The sequence below is a fragment of the Micromonospora sp. NPDC049201 genome, from assembly GCF_055586805.1.
In genome coordinates this window covers 119319-135291 of the sequence record NZ_JBVJHM010000014.1, presented here as the reverse complement: position 1 = coordinate 135291, position 15973 = coordinate 119319, and the positions used below count along the sequence as shown (strand labels likewise).

General features: G+C 72.8%; 15 protein-coding genes. 11 read left to right on the top strand and 4 right to left on the bottom strand.

Translation table 11 applies throughout. The features are described 5' to 3' along the window. Positions 1-29: 29 nt before the first annotated feature. The 4 genes from ACZ6O5_RS27165 to ACZ6O5_RS27150 all read left to right on the top strand — a co-directional run bounded on the left by ACZ6O5_RS27165 (position 30) and on the right by ACZ6O5_RS27150 (position 3045). A complete protein-coding gene (locus ACZ6O5_RS27165) occupies positions 30-479 on the top strand; it encodes an NUDIX domain-containing protein (RefSeq protein WP_199199666.1) in 450 nt (149 codons plus the stop codon). Positions 480-564: 85 nt separating this feature from the next. Then, complete coding sequence (locus ACZ6O5_RS27160; RefSeq protein WP_281934106.1) at positions 565-1296, top strand: phosphocholine cytidylyltransferase family protein; 732 nt, start codon at positions 565-567, stop codon at positions 1294-1296. Then, positions 1284-2351, top strand: coding sequence for an iron-containing alcohol dehydrogenase family protein (locus ACZ6O5_RS27155; protein WP_107156481.1), 1068 nt, complete (start codon positions 1284-1286; stop codon positions 2349-2351). The genes ACZ6O5_RS27160 and ACZ6O5_RS27155 overlap by 13 nt, the downstream gene beginning before the upstream one ends. Then, positions 2326-3045 carry a CDP-alcohol phosphatidyltransferase family protein gene (locus ACZ6O5_RS27150; RefSeq protein WP_425784942.1) on the top strand — a complete coding sequence of 240 codons (720 nt, stop codon included), beginning with the start codon at positions 2326-2328 and terminating at the stop codon, positions 3043-3045. The genes ACZ6O5_RS27155 and ACZ6O5_RS27150 overlap by 26 nt, the downstream gene beginning before the upstream one ends. Before the next feature lie 97 nt (positions 3046-3142). On the opposite strand, the gene ACZ6O5_RS27145 is transcribed toward ACZ6O5_RS27150, so the two are convergent. From ACZ6O5_RS27145 to ACZ6O5_RS27135, 3 genes are all read right to left on the bottom strand, one after another. Next, entirely contained in the window at positions 3143-3958 is an 816-nt protein-coding gene (locus ACZ6O5_RS27145) for a TrmH family RNA methyltransferase (protein WP_465980549.1), read from the bottom strand. An 8-nt stretch (positions 3959-3966) separates the two neighbouring features. After that, on the bottom strand, positions 3967-4761 hold the full coding sequence (locus tag ACZ6O5_RS27140; protein WP_465980547.1) for a phytanoyl-CoA dioxygenase family protein: 795 nt from the start codon (positions 4759-4761) through the stop codon (positions 3967-3969). Between the two features lie 169 nt (positions 4762-4930). Continuing rightward, positions 4931-6181, bottom strand: a complete 1251-nt coding sequence (locus ACZ6O5_RS27135; RefSeq protein ID WP_465980545.1) for a glycosyltransferase — start codon at positions 6179-6181, stop codon at positions 4931-4933. Between the two features lie 24 nt (positions 6182-6205). Here ACZ6O5_RS27135 and ACZ6O5_RS27130 point away from each other — a divergent pair, with 24 nt between their 5' ends. From ACZ6O5_RS27130 to ACZ6O5_RS27110, 5 genes are all read left to right on the top strand, one after another. Further along, on the top strand, positions 6206-7066 hold the full coding sequence (locus ACZ6O5_RS27130) for an Fpg/Nei family DNA glycosylase (protein WP_465980543.1): 861 nt from the start codon (positions 6206-6208) through the stop codon (positions 7064-7066). Positions 7067-7346: 280 nt separating this feature from the next. Beyond that, positions 7347-8852 (top strand): sugar transferase, encoded by a 1506-nt coding sequence (locus tag ACZ6O5_RS27125; RefSeq protein WP_465980541.1) that lies wholly within the window; start codon positions 7347-7349, stop codon positions 8850-8852. A 10-nt stretch (positions 8853-8862) separates the two neighbouring features. Next, positions 8863-10086 (top strand): sensor histidine kinase, encoded by a 1224-nt coding sequence (locus ACZ6O5_RS27120; protein ID WP_465980539.1) that lies wholly within the window; start codon positions 8863-8865, stop codon positions 10084-10086. Next, complete coding sequence (locus ACZ6O5_RS27115) at positions 10083-10850, top strand: LytR/AlgR family response regulator transcription factor (protein WP_465980537.1); 768 nt, start codon at positions 10083-10085, stop codon at positions 10848-10850. The genes ACZ6O5_RS27120 and ACZ6O5_RS27115 overlap by 4 nt, the downstream gene beginning before the upstream one ends. A 147-nt stretch (positions 10851-10997) precedes the next feature. Next, entirely contained in the window at positions 10998-13079 is a 2082-nt protein-coding gene (locus ACZ6O5_RS27110; protein WP_465980535.1) for a carboxypeptidase regulatory-like domain-containing protein, read from the top strand. A gap of 81 nt (positions 13080-13160) precedes the next feature. Here ACZ6O5_RS27110 and ACZ6O5_RS27105 read toward each other — a convergent pair whose 3' ends face one another. Next, positions 13161-13712 carry a Uma2 family endonuclease gene (locus tag ACZ6O5_RS27105; RefSeq protein WP_465980533.1) on the bottom strand — a complete coding sequence of 184 codons (552 nt, stop codon included), beginning with the start codon at positions 13710-13712 and terminating at the stop codon, positions 13161-13163. A gap of 169 nt (positions 13713-13881) precedes the next feature. On the opposite strand from ACZ6O5_RS27105, the gene ACZ6O5_RS27100 reads away from it, so the two are divergent. Next, positions 13882-14274: a hypothetical protein gene (locus ACZ6O5_RS27100; RefSeq protein ID WP_465980532.1), complete on the top strand. Its 393-nt coding sequence runs from the start codon at positions 13882-13884 to the stop codon at positions 14272-14274. Beyond that, the gene (locus ACZ6O5_RS27095) at positions 14274-15914 is read left to right on the top strand and encodes a sodium/solute symporter (RefSeq protein WP_357298594.1); all 1641 of its coding nucleotides are present in this window, start codon (positions 14274-14276) and stop codon (positions 15912-15914) included. Before ACZ6O5_RS27100 ends, ACZ6O5_RS27095 begins: the two co-directional genes overlap by 1 nt. The last annotated feature ends 59 nt before the right edge of the window (positions 15915-15973 follow it).

Below are 15973 nucleotides of genomic sequence, written 5' to 3'. Positions count from 1 at the left end.
GGAGCGGCGCGGATGGCTACTGTCGGAGCGTGCCCACCGACCCCCTCCGCTGTGCCGGCGCGCTGATCGTCGACGACGACGGCCGCATCTTCGTCCAGCGTCGCTCGCCCGAGCGGCGTCTCTTCCCCAACTGCTGGGACATCGCCGGTGGACACCTGGAGCCGGGCGAGGAGATCGACGACGCGCTGCGCCGGGAGGTCGCCGAGGAGACCGGCTGGGCGGTGTCGCACGTGCTCGGCCTGGTCGGCGAGTACCGCTACACCGGCGACGACGGGCTGGACCGGGTGGAGACCGACTTCCTGGTCCGGGTGGACGGCGACCTGAGTCGGCCGCGCCTGGAACCGACCGAGCACACCGAGTTCCGCTGGCTGGCGGAGCGGGACATCGCCCTGCTTGACGAACACCGGGACGTCAACGACGGGCTGCTCCGGCGGATCGTGGCGGACGGCTTCGCGGCGCTGCGGTCGATCGGGCTGTAAGGCGATCATGGCCTGAACCACGGCCACCGGGCCGCCGACGATATCCTCACCTCGTGGAATCGGTCGAGAAGAGGAGCGTGTCGGCATGATCGGGATGGTGCTCGCCGCGGGTGCGGGGCGCCGGCTGCGGCCGTACACGGACACCCTGCCCAAGGCCCTGGTGCCGGTCGACGGGGAGGTCACCATCCTCGACATCGCGCTGCGCAACCTCGCCGCGGTGGGGCTGACCGAGGTGGTCATCGTGGTCGGCTACGCGGCCGACGCGGTCCGGCAGCGGCAGGCCGAGCTGGCCGGGAAGTACGGCGTCACGATCACGCTCGTCGACAACGACAAGGCCGAGGAGTGGAACAACGCGTACTCGCTCTGGCTGGCCCGGGAGCACTTCTCCCGGGGGGTGCTGCTGGTCAACGGCGACACCGTGCACCCGGTGAGCGTGGAGAAGACGCTGCTGGCCGAGCGCGGCCCGGGCATCCTGCTGGCCGTCGACACGCTCAAGCCGCTGGCCGAGGAGGAGATGAAGACCACGTTCGACGCGGCCGGCCAGCTCACCCGGATCACCAAGCTGATGGACCCGGGCGAGGCCTACGGCGAGTACATCGGCGCGACGCTGATCGAGCCGCAGGTGGCCGACGCGCTCGCGGACGCGCTGGAGGCGACCTGGCGGCGCGACCCGAACCTCTACTACGAGGACGGCTACCAGGAGTTCGCCGACCGGGGTGGCGAGGTGCGGGCGGCGCCGATCGGTGACGTCTCCTGGGTCGAGGTCGACAACCACGAGGATCTGGCCCGGGCGCGGGAGATCGCGTGCCGCTACTAGCCCGTAGCGTCCTCACCCCGCTGCACATCGACGTGCGGCGGGGCGCGGTGGCGGACCTGGCGGCGATCCTCTCCGACGGCCGGATCTCGGCCGGCGGCGACGTCGCCGTGGTGGTCGGGCCGGGGCAGGGCGAGAAGATCGCCGAGCTGCTCCGGCCGTCGCTGCGGTCGGCGGACGTGTTCACGGTGGCCGGGGGCACCCTGGACGCCGCCGACGAGCTGGGCGGCAAGCTGCGCGCCCGGTCGTACGACGCGGTGGTCGGCATCGGCGGCGGCAAGACCATCGACGTGGCGAAGTACGCGGCCACCCGGCGTGGGTTGCCGATGGTGACGGTGGCGACCGCGCTCGCAAACGACGGCATCGCCTCCCCGGTGGCCAGCCTGATCACCGAGGGGTTGAAGGGCTCCTACGGGGTGCACATCCCGATCGCGGTGATCGTCGACCTGGACTTCGTGGAGGCCGGGCCGGAACGGCACAACCGCGCCGGCATCGGCGACGTGGTCAGCAACATCAGCGCGCTGGCCGACTGGGAGCTGGCCCGGCGGGTACGCGGCGAGCCGGTCGACGGGCTGGCCGCCTCGCTGGCCCGGGCCGGCGCGGAGGCGGTGCTGAACCATCCGGGCGACATGACCGACGACGCGTTCGTCACGGTGCTGGCCGAGGCGTTGATCTCCAGCGGCCTGGCGATGGCGGTCTGCGGCACCAGCCGCCCGTCCAGTGGCGGATGCCACGAGATCATGCACGCGATCGACGCGCTCTTCCCGGGCACCGCCTCGCACGGTGAGCTGGCCGGGCTGGGCGCGTTGTTCTGCACGTTCCTGCGCGGCGACGAGCGCCGGTTCGCAGAGATGTCCGCCTGCCTGGTCCGGCACGGGCTGCCCCGGCTGCCGTCCGAGGTGGGCCTGACCGACCACCAGTTCGTCGAGGCGGTGCAGTTCGCGCCGGCGACCCGGCCGGACCGCTACACCATCCTCGAACACCTGACGATGTCCGCTTCCGAGACCCGGGAGCGGCTGGCAGACTACGCCGGTGCCCTCCGCGACCACCTTGGCTGAGCCCCGTCCCACCGTCGCCGACTTCCACCGGGTCAACCGGGGAGGCGGCCTGTTCAGCGAGTCGATCAGCCAGTGGATCGGGGCGGCGTTCGCGCTCGTCGCCCAGCGGCTGGGGCTGCGCCCGACCGCGCTGACCCTGGCCAACCTGGTGCTGGGGCTGGCCGCCTCGGTGACCGTGGTCGCGCTCGCCGACGACGTGGCCGCCGGCACCGTTCCCGCCTGGGTGGTCGGCCTGGTCGCGCTGGTCGGCTGGCAGATCGCGTACGCGTTGGACTGCGCCGACGGGCAGCTCGCCCGGGTGACCGGTCAGGGCAGCGCGGCCGGCGCCCGGGTCGACGTGCTCTGCGACGTGGCCGCCCAGATCGCGCTGGTGGCCGCGCTGTCCGCCACGGCCGTGGCGCAACGCCCGGCCACGCCGGTCTGGCTGGTGGCGGTCTTCGCCGGCACCTGGATGGTCAACCTGGTGACCTCGGTGATGCAGGCCGGCCCGAACGCGGCCAGCATGGTCACCTCGACCTCGTTCCCGGTGCGCGTGGTGAAGCTGGTCCGCGACTACGGCGCGGTGATCTTCCTGGCCGGGCTGGTGCTGGTGTTCGCGCCCGCGCTGGCGTTCTGGGTGGTGGTGGCGTTCACCGTGGTCAACGGCGGCTTCCTGCTCGCCAGCATCGCCTTCTCCGCCCGCGCCGCGTGGTAAGGCGGGGCCCCCTGTTAACGCCTCCGGTCTAGGCGGGGCCCCTTCTTAACGCCGCCGGGGCGACGCCGCGCCGAGGGGACGCCGCGCCGCCGGCGAACTACCGGCGGGCGGCAGCGGTGCGGCGTTGGCGCGCCGACTCGTAGAGCAGGACGGTCGCGGCGGCCGCCGCGTTCAGGGAGCTGGCGGCTCCGGACATCGGGATCCGGACGAGCTGGTCGCAGGCCGCCCGCCAGCCGACGCTGAGACCGGTGGTCTCGTTACCGATGAGGGTCAGCGTGGGTCGCGTGAAGTCGTGCTCGGCGGCATCCAGTGCGCCGTGCTCGTCGGCACCCACGATGCCGATGCCGACACCGGCGGCGCGCACGCCGGCCACCCAGGACAGCACGGCCTGGTGAGCGGGCACCCGGACCACGGGCAGCGCGAACAGCGAGCCGGTGCTCGCCCGCACCGCCTTCGGGTCGTACACGTCGGCGGCATGGCCGGTGACGATGACGCCGGACGCGCCGAGGGCGTCCGCGGACCGGATGACCGTCCCGATGTTGCCGGGGCTGGAGGGCCGGTCGAAGACGACGACGTTCATGGTCGGCTCGGCCGGGATGCGGCACAGGTCGTCCTCGCGTGCCGCGACCACGGCCAGCAGCTCCGGTGCGGTGTCCGCCTTGCCGCCCAGCTCGTGCATCAGTTCCCGGGCGACGGCGAACCGCTCGGCCCGGACGGTGTCCAGGGTCCTGCGGGCCCAGCCGGACATCTGGGCGTCGGCGTCGTGGAGCAGCTCCCGGATCTGCCAGCCGTGTTCGACGGCCATGGCGATCGGGCGTACGCCCTGCACGAGGAACTCGCCGCGACGCTGCCGCTTGGCCCGGTTGCGGAGCAGCGCCTCCCACTCCTGGAACCGGGCGTTGCGGCCACTCACCCGCCCTGTCACCGGTGCGGCTCGGCAACAAGGGTGTCCCGCCCGAGTCCCCGGCGAATCGCGATCTCCACGGGCGAGTACGCGCCGTCGGCCCGTTCCAGTTCGTACGGTGCGGCCGGCATCAGCGGCGGCTGGGCCATGAAGCGCGGTCGCGTCCCGTGGTGCGGTTGGGCCGCGTGCACCAGGAACGGATGGCACAGGAAGACATCGCCCGGGGACCCGGTGGCCAGGGCGAGTGGCCGGTGGTCGGAGGCCGCCACCAGCTCGGGCGCGAGGTCCAGCCCGCTCGCCCCGTCCTCCCCGTACTTCTCCAGCACCTTCGGCACGTCGAGGTGTGAGCCGACCCGGATCCGGGTCGGGGCGTCCTCCGCACCGACCTCGCTGAACAGGAACAACATCAGCAGCGCCCGGTCCCGGGAGCGAACGTTCGTGAAGTACCAGTTCGCGCCCTCCGGCAGATAGCTGCCCTCGATGTGCCAGCCCGCGTCGTCCGGCTCGTCCTCGTGCGGGAAGCGCAACGGGAACGTGCCCAGCGAGTAACGCGGCTCCCACCGTCCCGCGCCGACGAGCAGGTCGTACGCGTGGTGGAGGAACGGCGAGTTGGGCGCGGCGGCGAACGGCCCCTGCGCCATGCCGGGCACCCAGTGCACGGGCTGCGTCCAGGTGGCCGGGTCGTCCGGGTCGCAGCCCGTCTGCCGCCACAGCAGCCGCGCGCAGTCCGTGGCCACGCGAGGTGCGACGGCCCCCGCCAGCTTCACGAAGCCGTCGCGAAGGAACCGGGATACCAGTGTCTCGTCGTCCATGCCCCCATCGTGTGGTGGCACCGGCCCCGATCACCCGACACTTCCCGCTCCGCGTCGGTCGGGTGGCCGACCCAGCCCCGGTGATCAAGGAGTTAGCGTCGGAAGCCGGCTGATTCCTGACGCAAACTCCTTGATCAACGCGAGAAAGGGGGAGGGGGGAGGGGGCGGGTCAGGAGAGGGAGGTGTAGACGTCGATCAGGCGCTTGGTGATCACGTCGGGGTGGAACGTGCGCTCGTAGCGGGTGCGGGCCGCGCCGGCCAGGGCGCGCGCCTCCGCGGCGGCCAGCGGCAGCGCGGCGGCCAGCGCGTCGGCCTCGGGCGCCACCACCCAGCCGGCCTCGCCCCGCTGCACCCCGACCGGCAACGGGACGTGCCCTTCGCTGGGCGCGGCGGTCGCCACCTCGGCCGGGCCGGTGCCGGCCGGCTCGCGGGGGGTGTCCGCGCCGACCAGGTACGGGATGCCACCGAGCGCGGTCCCGAGCACCGGCCGACCGGCGGCCAGCGCCTCGATGATCACGGTGGGCAGCACGTCGTGCCAGGTCGAGGTGGCCAGCACCACGGCGCTGTCGGCCAGCGCGGCGCGTACCCCCTGGCGGTCGAGCTGGCCCAGGTAGCGCACGTCGGGCCGCTCGGCGGCGGCCGCCTCGGCCAGCGGGCGCAACTCGCCGTCACCGGCGATACGCAGCGGGCCGAGCGCGCCCACCGGGTGTCGCCGCCACGCCGCGAGCAGCAGGTCCAGGCCCTTCTCCGGGCTGAGCCGGCCCATGAACAGGAAACCGTCCCCCACCGGCGCCGGCGTGCCCGGGTCGGGCACCGCGTTGGGCTTGACCACGATCCGCTCGTCCGGGATGCCGTAGTCCCGCAGGTGGTCGGCGACCGCCGTGGTCAGCGCGATGAAGCGGTCCACCGACCGCCAGGTCGGGCGGTGCAGGGCCAGCGTGGTGGCCATCAGCGCGCTCTGCGCCCGGGAGTCGCGGTAGCAGCGGTGCACGATCGCCGGTACGCCCAGCGTGCGACCGCGGCAGTCCTGGCAGATCACGCCGTCGCGGAAGTAGAGACCGGAGGAGCAGACCTGCCGGTAGTTGTGCACCGTCTGCACCACCGGCACGCCGCGCCTGTGCGCGGTCCGCACCACCCAGGGCGAGAGCAGCGGGTACGGATTGTGCAGGTGCAACACGTCCGGCCGGTGCTCGACGAGCAGGCGGTCCAGGTCGTGCTGGGCCTTCGGGGCCCAGATCGGCGAGATCGGCAGCAGCGCCTTGGCCGGCTTCGACATCGACGGGATCTCGTCGGAACTGCGCAGGAACGGCAGCACCTCCACGCCGGCAGCGGTGAGCTGGGCGATCTCCGCGTCGACGATGGTGTTCTCGCCGGACGGCTGAGCTTCCCGGTACCGGTTGTGCGCCACCACGATTCTCACGGGAAAGAAGGCTACCGTTGTCCCGTGCCTGAACTACCGGAGGTGGAAGCGCTCGCCGGATACCTGCGTGAGCGGGCGGTGGGCCGGCGGGTCGAGCGGTTCGAGGTGGCCTCGATCAACGCGCTGAAGACGTACGATCCGCCGCCCAGCGCGGTCGCCGGTCGGACGGTCACCGGCGCGGGCCGGCACGGGAAGTTCCTGGACGTCCGGTTCGACGAGGATCTGCACCTGGTGATCCACCTGGCCCGGGCGGGCTGGTTGCACTACCGGGAGGCGTTTCCCTCGGCGACCCCGCTGCGGCCCGGCAAGGGCCCGATCGCGGTGCGGGTACGCCTCGACGACGGCTCCGGCTTCGACCTCACCGAGGCCGGCACCCAGAAGAAGCTGGCCGCCTACCTGGTCACCGACCCGGTCCAGGTGCCCGGCGTGGCGAAGCTGGGGCCGGACGCGCTGGCGGCCGACCTGCCCACGTTCGTCGAGCGGCTGCGCAGCCGCCGGGGGCAGGTCAAGGGTGTACTGACCGACCAGTCGGTGCTGTCCGGCGTGGGCAACGCGTACTCGGACGAGATCCTGCACGCGGCGCGGCTCTCCCCGTTCGCGATCACCGACCGGCTCACCGACGACCAGCTCACCGGCCTGCACGCGGCGACCCGGACGGTGCTGGGCGACGCGGTCCGGCGGTCGATGGGCCAGCGGGCCGCGGAGCTGAAGGGGGAGAAACGCTCGGGCCTCAAGGTGCACGCCCGGAAAGGGCTGCCCTGTCCGGTCTGTGGTGACACGGTGCGTGAAGTCTCGTTCGCCGACTCCAGCCTCCAGTACTGCCCCACCTGTCAGACCGGCGGCAAGCCGTTGGCTGACCGAAGGTTGTCGCGACTCGTACGGTGAGTAACCACACCCGGTGGTTACGGAGCGGAATCGACCGGGGATCGCGGAAGGTCCCGGTCGGTGGCTCTACCCGAGCCGTCATCCATCGGTATAGTGGCTCGGTCCCCGGCTTCACAACTGACTCGGAGCCGGCCAGATCGCCACGGTCAACGTGGGAGACTGGAACGGTGAGCGACCCGCGTCCTCACGGCGAGTGAGGTTCGGGTCATGCGGGAGGACATGGGTTGAGGTGACGACAAGCCTCCAGCGCCCGGTAACCGACACAGGCCGGAGCAAGAGCGTGCGGCACGTCGACAGCTTTGAGATCCAGCCGCCGACACCGCCGTCGCACAACGGCGTGCCCCGGTCGGCGTGGGCTCGCGCCCGCCGCCGAGTCTCCCGCTGGCACCGTCCCTACATCGCGATCCTGCTGCTGGCGGACTTCGGTGCGGCGGCCCTGGCCAGCTTCCTGGCCGTGCAGATCTTCGAGCAGGCCGCCTCGGGTTTCCGGGACGCGCCCCAGGCGTGGTTCTACACCGTGGCGTTCCTGCTCCTGCCGCTCGGCTGGCTGCTCACTCTGTGGGGAAACCGGGCGTACGACCGGCGCTACCTGGGCCTCGGCCCGGACGAGTTCAAGCGCGTCATCCGCTCCGGCGTGGCGGTCGCCGCCACGGTCTCCTTCCTGGCGTTCGCGACGAAGACCACCCTGTCCCGCTGGACGGTCGGTTTCGCGCTGCTCGGCGCGCTGCTGCTGATCCTGCTCGTCCGGATGATCGCCCGCGCCGGCCTGCACGCGCTGCGCCGTCGCGTCGGCCAGGCCGGGCATCGGATGGTGCTGGTCGGCACGCTGCCGGAGTGCCTGGAGGTCTACACCACGGTCACCCGCAACCCCGGCGTCGGCCTGGTGCCGGTGGCCATCCACCTCACCGACGGGTACGCCGCCGCCCGGGGCCTGGAGACGCCGGTGCCGGTGTACGCCGGCCGCGACGTGCTGGCCCTGGTGCGGGAGGTCGGCGGCGACACCATCGCGGTCTGCGGCTCCGCGAGCGCCGAGCCGGGTGAACTGCGTCGGCTGGCCTGGCAGTTGGAGGGCTCCGGCGTCGACCTGGTGGTCGCGCCCCAGCTCACCGATATCGCCGGCCCCCGGGTGCATATCCGCCCGATCGAGGGCCTGCCGCTGCTGCACGTCGAGGAGCCGACGCTCTCCGGTCCGGCGCTGCTGCTCAAGAGCCTGATGGACCGGGTCGCGTCCGGGCTGGGCCTGCTGGTGCTCGCCCCGCTCTTCGCCGCGGTCGCGCTCGCCATCCGCATCTCCGACCCCGGCCCGGTGTTCTTCCGGCAGCCCCGGGTGGGGCACGAGGGGCGCACGTTCCGGGTGTGGAAGTTCCGCACCATGTACGTCGACGCGGAGGAGCGACTGGCCGGCCTGGTCGACCAGAACGAGACCGACGGCATGCTGTTCAAGATGAAGCAGGATCCCCGGGTCTTCCCGGTGGGCCGCTTCCTGCGGGCCTCGTCGCTGGACGAGCTGCCCCAGTTGATCAACGTGCTCTGGGGCGAGATGTCCCTGGTCGGCCCGCGTCCGCTGCCCGCCGACGACGGCGACTTCCTGGGCGACGTGCGACGCCGGCTGCTGGTCCGGCCGGGCATGACCGGGCTGTGGCAGGTGTCCGGCCGCTCCGACCTGTCCTGGGACGAGGCGGTCCGGCTCGACCTCTACTACGTCGACAACTGGTCGCTGGCGTACGACCTGAGCATCCTGTGGCGGACCGTCGGGGTGGTGCTGGCGCGCAAGGGCGCGTACTAACGTTCCCGGGGTGGGTGGCAACCTCTCGGCCGTCTTCGCCGTCGTCTCGCTGGTCACCGCGTTGGCCGCGGCGCTCTGGGCGGTGCTGCGGTTGCGCGCCCGGCGGGGCATCGCCACCGCGACCCAGCGGGCCACGTACGAGGTGCTGCACACCGCCGGCCTGGCCGCCGAGCCGCTGCGCGCCGGTCTGAGCGCGGCGGGCGCGGCGAAGGCCGTACGCTATCTGCGCGCCCTGGTGGGCGCCGCCGGCCTGGCGCTGACCGACCGCGAGATGCTGCTGGCCGTCGACGGGCGCGGCGCGCACCACGGCGACCAACTGGTCGCGGCGGCCCGGCGGGTGGTCGACAGCGGGCGCTCCACCGTGCTGCGCGAGTCGGAGCTGCACTGCGACCTGGTCGACTGCCCGGTACGCGGCGCGGTGGTCGCGCCGCTGAGCGCGGACGGCCGGGTGGTCGGGGCGCTGGTGGCGGTGGCCGACGAGCGGCCGGCGCCGGGTCTGGTGCAGGCCACGCTGGAGACCGCGCACTGGGCCGGCGACCAACTCGCCCTGGCCGAGCTGGACTCGTCGCGGGAACGGCTGGCCCGGGCCGAGGTACGCGCGCTGCGCGCCCAGATCAGCCCGCACTTCATCTACAACGCGCTCACCGCGATCGGCTCGTTCGTGCGGACCGACCCGGACCGGGCCCGGGAGCTGATCCTGGAGTTCGCCGAGTTCACCAGGTACTCGTTCCGCTCGCACGGCGAGTTCACCACGCTGGCCGAGGAGCTTCGTTCGATCGACCGCTACCTGACCATCGAGCGGGCCCGGTTCGGCGAGCGGCTCCAGGTGCGGCTCCAGATCGCCCCGGAGGTGCTGCCGGTGACGCTGCCGTTCCTCTGCCTCCAGCCGCTGGTCGAGAACGCGGTGCGCCACGGCTTGTCCCGCAAGCCGGGCACCGGCATGGTGAGCATCGAGGCCCGGGATGCGGGCGCCGAATGTCACATCACGGTGGAGGACGACGGAGTGGGGATGGATCCGACCACGCTGACGGCGGGCATCGCCGAGGTGTCCGGCGGCGGCAGCGACCCGGCCGACGACCCGGGGCAGCACGTCGGCCTCTCCAACGTCGACGAGCGACTGCGGTCGGCCTTCGGGGACCGCTTCGGCCTGGTCGTCGAGACCGGCCTCGGCTCGGGTACGAAGGTCAGCATGCGGGTGCCGAAGTTCCACCCCGGCGTCCGGGTCTCGTCGTGACCGCGACCGGCACCGGGTTCCTCCGCGTGCTGGCCGTGGACGACGAGCCGCCGGCCCTCGACGAGCTGGCCTACCATCTGCGCACCGATCCCCGGGTGGCTCGGCTGCACACCGCCGGCGACGCCACCGAGGCGCTGCGGGTGCTGCGCGACGACGACGTGGACGTGGTGTTCCTCGACATCCGGATGCCGGGGCTGGACGGCATGGAGCTGGCCCGGGTGCTGCGCCGGTTCGCCCGGCCGCCGGCGATCGTCTTCGTCACCGCGTACGACGACGGCGCGGTGGACGCGTTCGACCTGGGCGCCACCGACTACGTACGCAAGCCGGTCCGGGCCGAGCGGCTGGCCGAGTCGTTGCGCCGGGTGATCGGCTCGCGGGTGGTGCCGTCGCATCCGGCGGCGCTGGCCCGGGCGGAGGAGGACCCGACGATTCCGATCGAGTTGGCCGGGACCACCCGGATGCTGCCCCGCTCGGCGGTGCGCTGGGTGGAGGCGCAGGGCGACTACGCCCGGCTGCACACCGCGGAGGGATCGCACCTGGTCCGGGTGTCGCTGGCCACGCTGGCGGAGCGCTGGGCCGACGCGGGGTTCGTCCGCGTCCACCGGTCGTACCTGGTGCAGTTGCGGCTCATCGCCGAGCTGCGGCTGGTCAACTCCGGTTACGTGGTGGTGGTCGACGGGACGGAGCTGCCGGTGAGCCGCCGGCACACCCGGGAGCTGAAGGACAAACTGGTCCGCGCCGCGAAGCAGGACTGGAACCGCTGACTCCACAGTCGATTCCGCCGGTACGGCTGATCGACGCGTGTCGCACCGCGTACCTATCCTGGCCGGGCCGATCCCGGACGGGGCGCGGGGGGCGGTGTGGGCGAAGCCTGCGCGGGGTCGCCCCACCATCCTCACGTTGGGACGCAGATGCGTTTTTCCCTCGCACGTCGTGCCGCCACCGCGGCCGTCGTCGCCGGTTTCCTCGTCCTGCCCGGGTCAGCCCCGGCGCAGGCCGCGGAAACCAGCACGGTCAGCGGACGGTTGACCACCAGCTCCGGCGCCGGCGCAGCCGACGCCCAGGTCGAGGTGTTCGACGCCGACAGCTACGCCACGGCCGGCTGGACCACCACCGACAGCGACGGCCGCTGGTCGGTCGGCGGGCTGGACGCCGGGCGCTACCTCGTCGGCTTCCACCCGGTCGACCAGCCGGCGCAGTACTACCGGCAACAGGCCGTGATCTGGGACGCCGACCCGGTGACGGTCGGCAGTGGCGAGACCGCCACCGCCGACGACCAGCTCCGGGCCACCGGCCTGCTCACCGGGCGGATCACCGATGCCGGTGGCGCGCCCGTCGCCTGGCTCAGCATCTACGCCGACCGGCCCGACAACTCCGGGAACGCCTACGGGTCGACCGACGAGGACGGGCGCTTCCGGATCGCCGCGACGCCCGGCGACTACACCCTCTCCTTCCGGCCGATCGAGGGCTCCTACCAGACCCAGTACGTCCCCGGGAAGCTGGACGAGGTCGACGCCGGCCGCTACCGGGTGACCGCCGACCAGGAGACCGTGGTCAACGAGACGGTGCTGCCCACCGGCAGCCTCACCGGCACGTTCACCACCGCGGCCGGCGCGCCGCTCGCCTCCGCCCGGGTCGCGGTCAACACCGTCAACATGTACGGCGGGGTCGACGCCGAGACCGCTGCCGACGGCACCTTCACCGTCCCGGCGCTGCTGGCCGGCTCCTACAAGGTGCGTTTCGAGACCGACGACCGGACGCAGTACTACCGGGGCAAGCTCGACTACACCGACGCGAACCTGGTGGTGGTGCGCGGCGGCCAGCGGACCAGGATCGCCGACGCGCTGCTCGGCACCGGCTCCGTGCGGGTTCGCGCCGTCGACTCGGTCACCGGCGCCCCGGTGGCCGACTTCTGCGTCGAGTCGGCGGAGACGTGCAGCCGGGGCACCGGGTCCGTCACCCTCACCGGCCTGCCGCAGGGCCGGCACGAGATCTACGTCTACACGGCGGACCGCCTGCACTTCGACCGCCGCCTCACCGTGCGGGTGCTGGCCGGACAGACCACCGAGGTCGCCCCGAAGCTGCGCCCGGGCGCGCTCATCACCAGCACCATCGTCGACCGGGCCACCGGGCGGCCGGTGGCCGACGTCTGCCTCGACGCGTTCCTGCCCAAGCAGGCCGCGCTGGTGGACGGGCACGGGAACTGTAGCGACCAGGCCGGACGGATCCGGGTGGGTCCGCTGGCCGGTGGCACCTACCGGCTCTTCGCCGACCCGGGCGACGCCCCCTACGGTCGGCAGTGGGTGGGCGCCGACGGCGGCACCGGTGACGAGCGGCAGGCCGCCACCGTCACCGCGACGGTCGGCACGGTGACCGCCGGGCCGCAGGTCCGGCTCGACCCGGCCGGCCGGATCACCGGCACGGTCACCGACGCGGCCACCGGCAAGCCGGCGAACTCGGTCGACGTCTCGGTGCTGGCCGGTCACCCCGGTGTCGGCGTCAACGACGCCAGCACCGACGAGCAGGGCCGCTACACGCTCGACCGGCTCGGCCCGTACGACTGGCCGGTGGTGTTCAGCGGCCACCCGTACGCCGCCCACTGGTCCGGTGACGCGGTCAGCCGCTACACCGCCACGCCGGTGCCGGTGACCGCCGGGGGCACCGCGACCCTCGGCACCGCCATGCGGGCGGGCAGCACGGTGACCGGCACGTTCACCAACCAGGACGGCGCGTCGTTCACCAACGGCTGGGTGGTCGCCCGCAGCGCCGACACCGGCGACGTCGCCGGCTCCGGCTGGATGTCCGACGGCCGCTACACGCTCCAGGTCACCGGCCGGCAGCGCGTCTACGTCACCTACGACGTGTCGTTCGTCGGCCAGGACTACTCCGGCCGCTACCTGGTGACCGCCCCGGACGGCACCCGCAAGCTCGGCTTGTTCGTGGTGCCGGCCACCGGCTCGCTCGCCGTGGACCTGGTGGTCCCCACCGCCTGACCCGGAACATCTAGGGGGCCGGTCCCGGCGGGACCGGCCCCTCACGTCGTGCCCGCGGGGCGGGGAAGTCTCTGATTCCGCTCAGAAGAGCTCGGCGACCGGCAGGACGAGTGGGAACGGATGGTCGGCGCGGTAGACGTCGAGGGCGGCGAGGACAGCCGACTCGCGATAGCCGTGGCCGACATGCTCCAGCACGGTCACGGTCTGCTTCCGCGGCTCCACCAGCCAGTAGCGGGGGATGCCGGCCAGGCCGTATTCATGGCGCTTGAGCACCAAGTCGCGCCCGGCGTTGCCGGGGGACACGACCTCGACCACGAGCAACACGTCGGCCGGGGCGAGCGCAGGGCCGCCCCGTTCCAGGGCCTCCTCGTGGGCGACGAACACGTCGGGCACGAAGTAGGAGGAACGTTTGGCGCTGACCCCGACGTCCTGCCCGACGAACAGGCCGGCCGGCGCCTGCCGGTCGAGAAGCCTGCGGAGGCGGTTGGCGATCGCCCCGTGGCGGACGTCCGCGTGTGGGGACACGAGCAGGCTCCCGTCGAAGATCTCGTAGTCCTGGCCGTCCTCGGGAAGGTCCTGGAGGTCGTCCACCGTCCAGGCGTCGCCGCCGGTAGGCCGTGCCGGGCTGGTCACTGTCACACCTCCTGTCTACCCGCTCACCCTGACATCCAGGTCGGTCGTCCACAACGACTCCGCGCTCATCCACCATGTTGTCCACAGGCGTGCGCTGTTATCCACAGGTTGTGCACAGGGCTGTTCCGCTGCGCTTGACATTCGCGCCGAGCAGGCGAGACTGCCGGAGATGACCGCACCGGAGGAACAGCACCCGCCGCAGCGGACCCGGGTCGTGCTGGCCGAGGTCTCCCGGACCGGCAGCCGCGCCGACCGCACCCGCTCCGAACTGACCCAGCAGACCCGGGTCGGCGAGACGCTGGTGCAGGGCCTGATGCGCGCCCAGCTCTCGTTGGCGCTGCGGCTCAGCCTGCTGGTGGTGATCGGGCTGGGCGGCCTGCCGTGGCTGTTCGCCATCGCGCCGTCGGTCGGGCGGGTCACCGTGCTCGGCGTGAACCTGCCGTGGGTGCTGCTCGGGGTGGCCGCGTTCCCGTTCCTGATCGTGGTCGGCTGGGCGTACGTGCGGCTGGCGGAACGCAACGAGCAGGACTTCGTCGACCTGGTCCAGCGGCCGGAGCGCTGATGGCCAACGGGTACGTGGTCCCCGCGATCGTGGCGGTCACCCTGGTCACCGTCGGCATCGGCTTCTACGGCCTGCGGCTGGCCCGCACCACGTCCGACTTCCTGGTCGCGTCCCGGGCGGTCAGCCCGACCTGGAACGCCGCCGCGATCGGCGGGGAGTACCTGTCGGCGGCCAGCTTCCTGGGCGTGGCCGGGCTGATCCTCAAGTACGGCGTGGACGTGCTCTGGTACCCGGTCGGTTTCGCCGCCGGCTACCTGGCGTTGCTGCTGTTCGTGGCCGCCCCGCTGCGCCGCTCCGGCGCGTTCACGCTGCCGGACTTCTGCGAGGTGCGGCTCGGGTCGCGTCGGCTCCGCACGATCGCCACCGTCTTCGTGATCTTCATCGGTTGGCTCTACCTGGTGCCGCAGTTACAGGGCGCCGGGCTGACGTTGGCCACGCTGACCGGTTCGCCGTACCCGGTCGGGGCGCTGCTGGTGGCCGTGGTGGTGACCGCGAACGTGGCGCTGGGCGGCATGCGGGCGATCACGTTCGTGCAGGCTTTTCAATACTGGCTCAAGCTGACCGCACTCGCCGTACCGGCGATCTTCCTGGCGTTGCAGTGGCAGGCCGACGCCCGCCCGGCGGTGACGCCACCCGACGGGCCGGCGTTCCGGACCGCGACCACCGTGGTGGTCGAGCACCGCGCGACGCTCACCCTGCCCGACGGCGACGTGCGGGAGGTACGCCCCGGCGACCGTCTCGACTTCGCCGCCGGTGACCCGGTGCCGGAGGTGTCCGGCGCGGCGATCGCCGCCACCGACTGGCTGCTGCCGGACACCGCCGGCGACGACGACCGCAGCCTGTTCGCCACGTACTCGCTGATCCTGGCCACGTTCCTGGGCACCATGGGGCTGCCGCACGTGCTGGTGCGCTTCTACACCAACCCGGACGGCGCCGCCGCCCGGCGCACCACACTCGTGGTGCTGGCCCTGGTCGGCGTCTTCTACCTGCTGCCCACGATCTACGGCGTGCTGGGCCGGATCTACACGCCGCAACTGCTGGTCAGCGGTCAGACCGACGCGGTGGTGGTGCTGCTGCCCGGCGCGGCGCTCGGCGACGGCGTCACCGGCCGGCTGCTCGCCGCACTGGTCGCCGCCGGCGCGTTCGCGGCGTTCCTCTCCACCTCGTCCGGGCTGCTCACCAGCGTCGCCGGGGTGATCTCCACGGACGTGCTGGGCCGCGGCTCGGTACGCGGTTTCCGGCTCGCCACCGTGATCGCCGGCGCGGTGCCGGCGGTGCTCGCGTTGAACGTCTCCGGGCTGGACGTGTCGCAGGTGGTGGGGCTGGCGTTCGCGGTCGCCGCGTCGAGCTTCTGCCCGCTGCTGGTGCTCGGCATCTGGTGGCGCGGCCTGACCGACCTGGGCGCCGCCGCCGGGGTGCTGGTGGGCGGCGGCGCGGCGATCGGCGCGGTGCTGGTCACCGTGCTGGGCCCGCCGCTGACGGGCTGGCCGGCGACGCTCACCACCCAGCCGGCGGCGTGGACGGTGCCGCTGGCGTTCACGGTGATGGTGGTGGTCTCCATGGCCAGCCGGCGACGCCTGCCCCGCGACGTCGGCACCACCATGCTCCGCCTGCACACGCCGGAGTCGCTGCGCCTGTAGGCGCGTACCTCTCAGGTATGACGGAAAGATCGTCCTTCGGCCCGAGCGGGCGCTGGCCG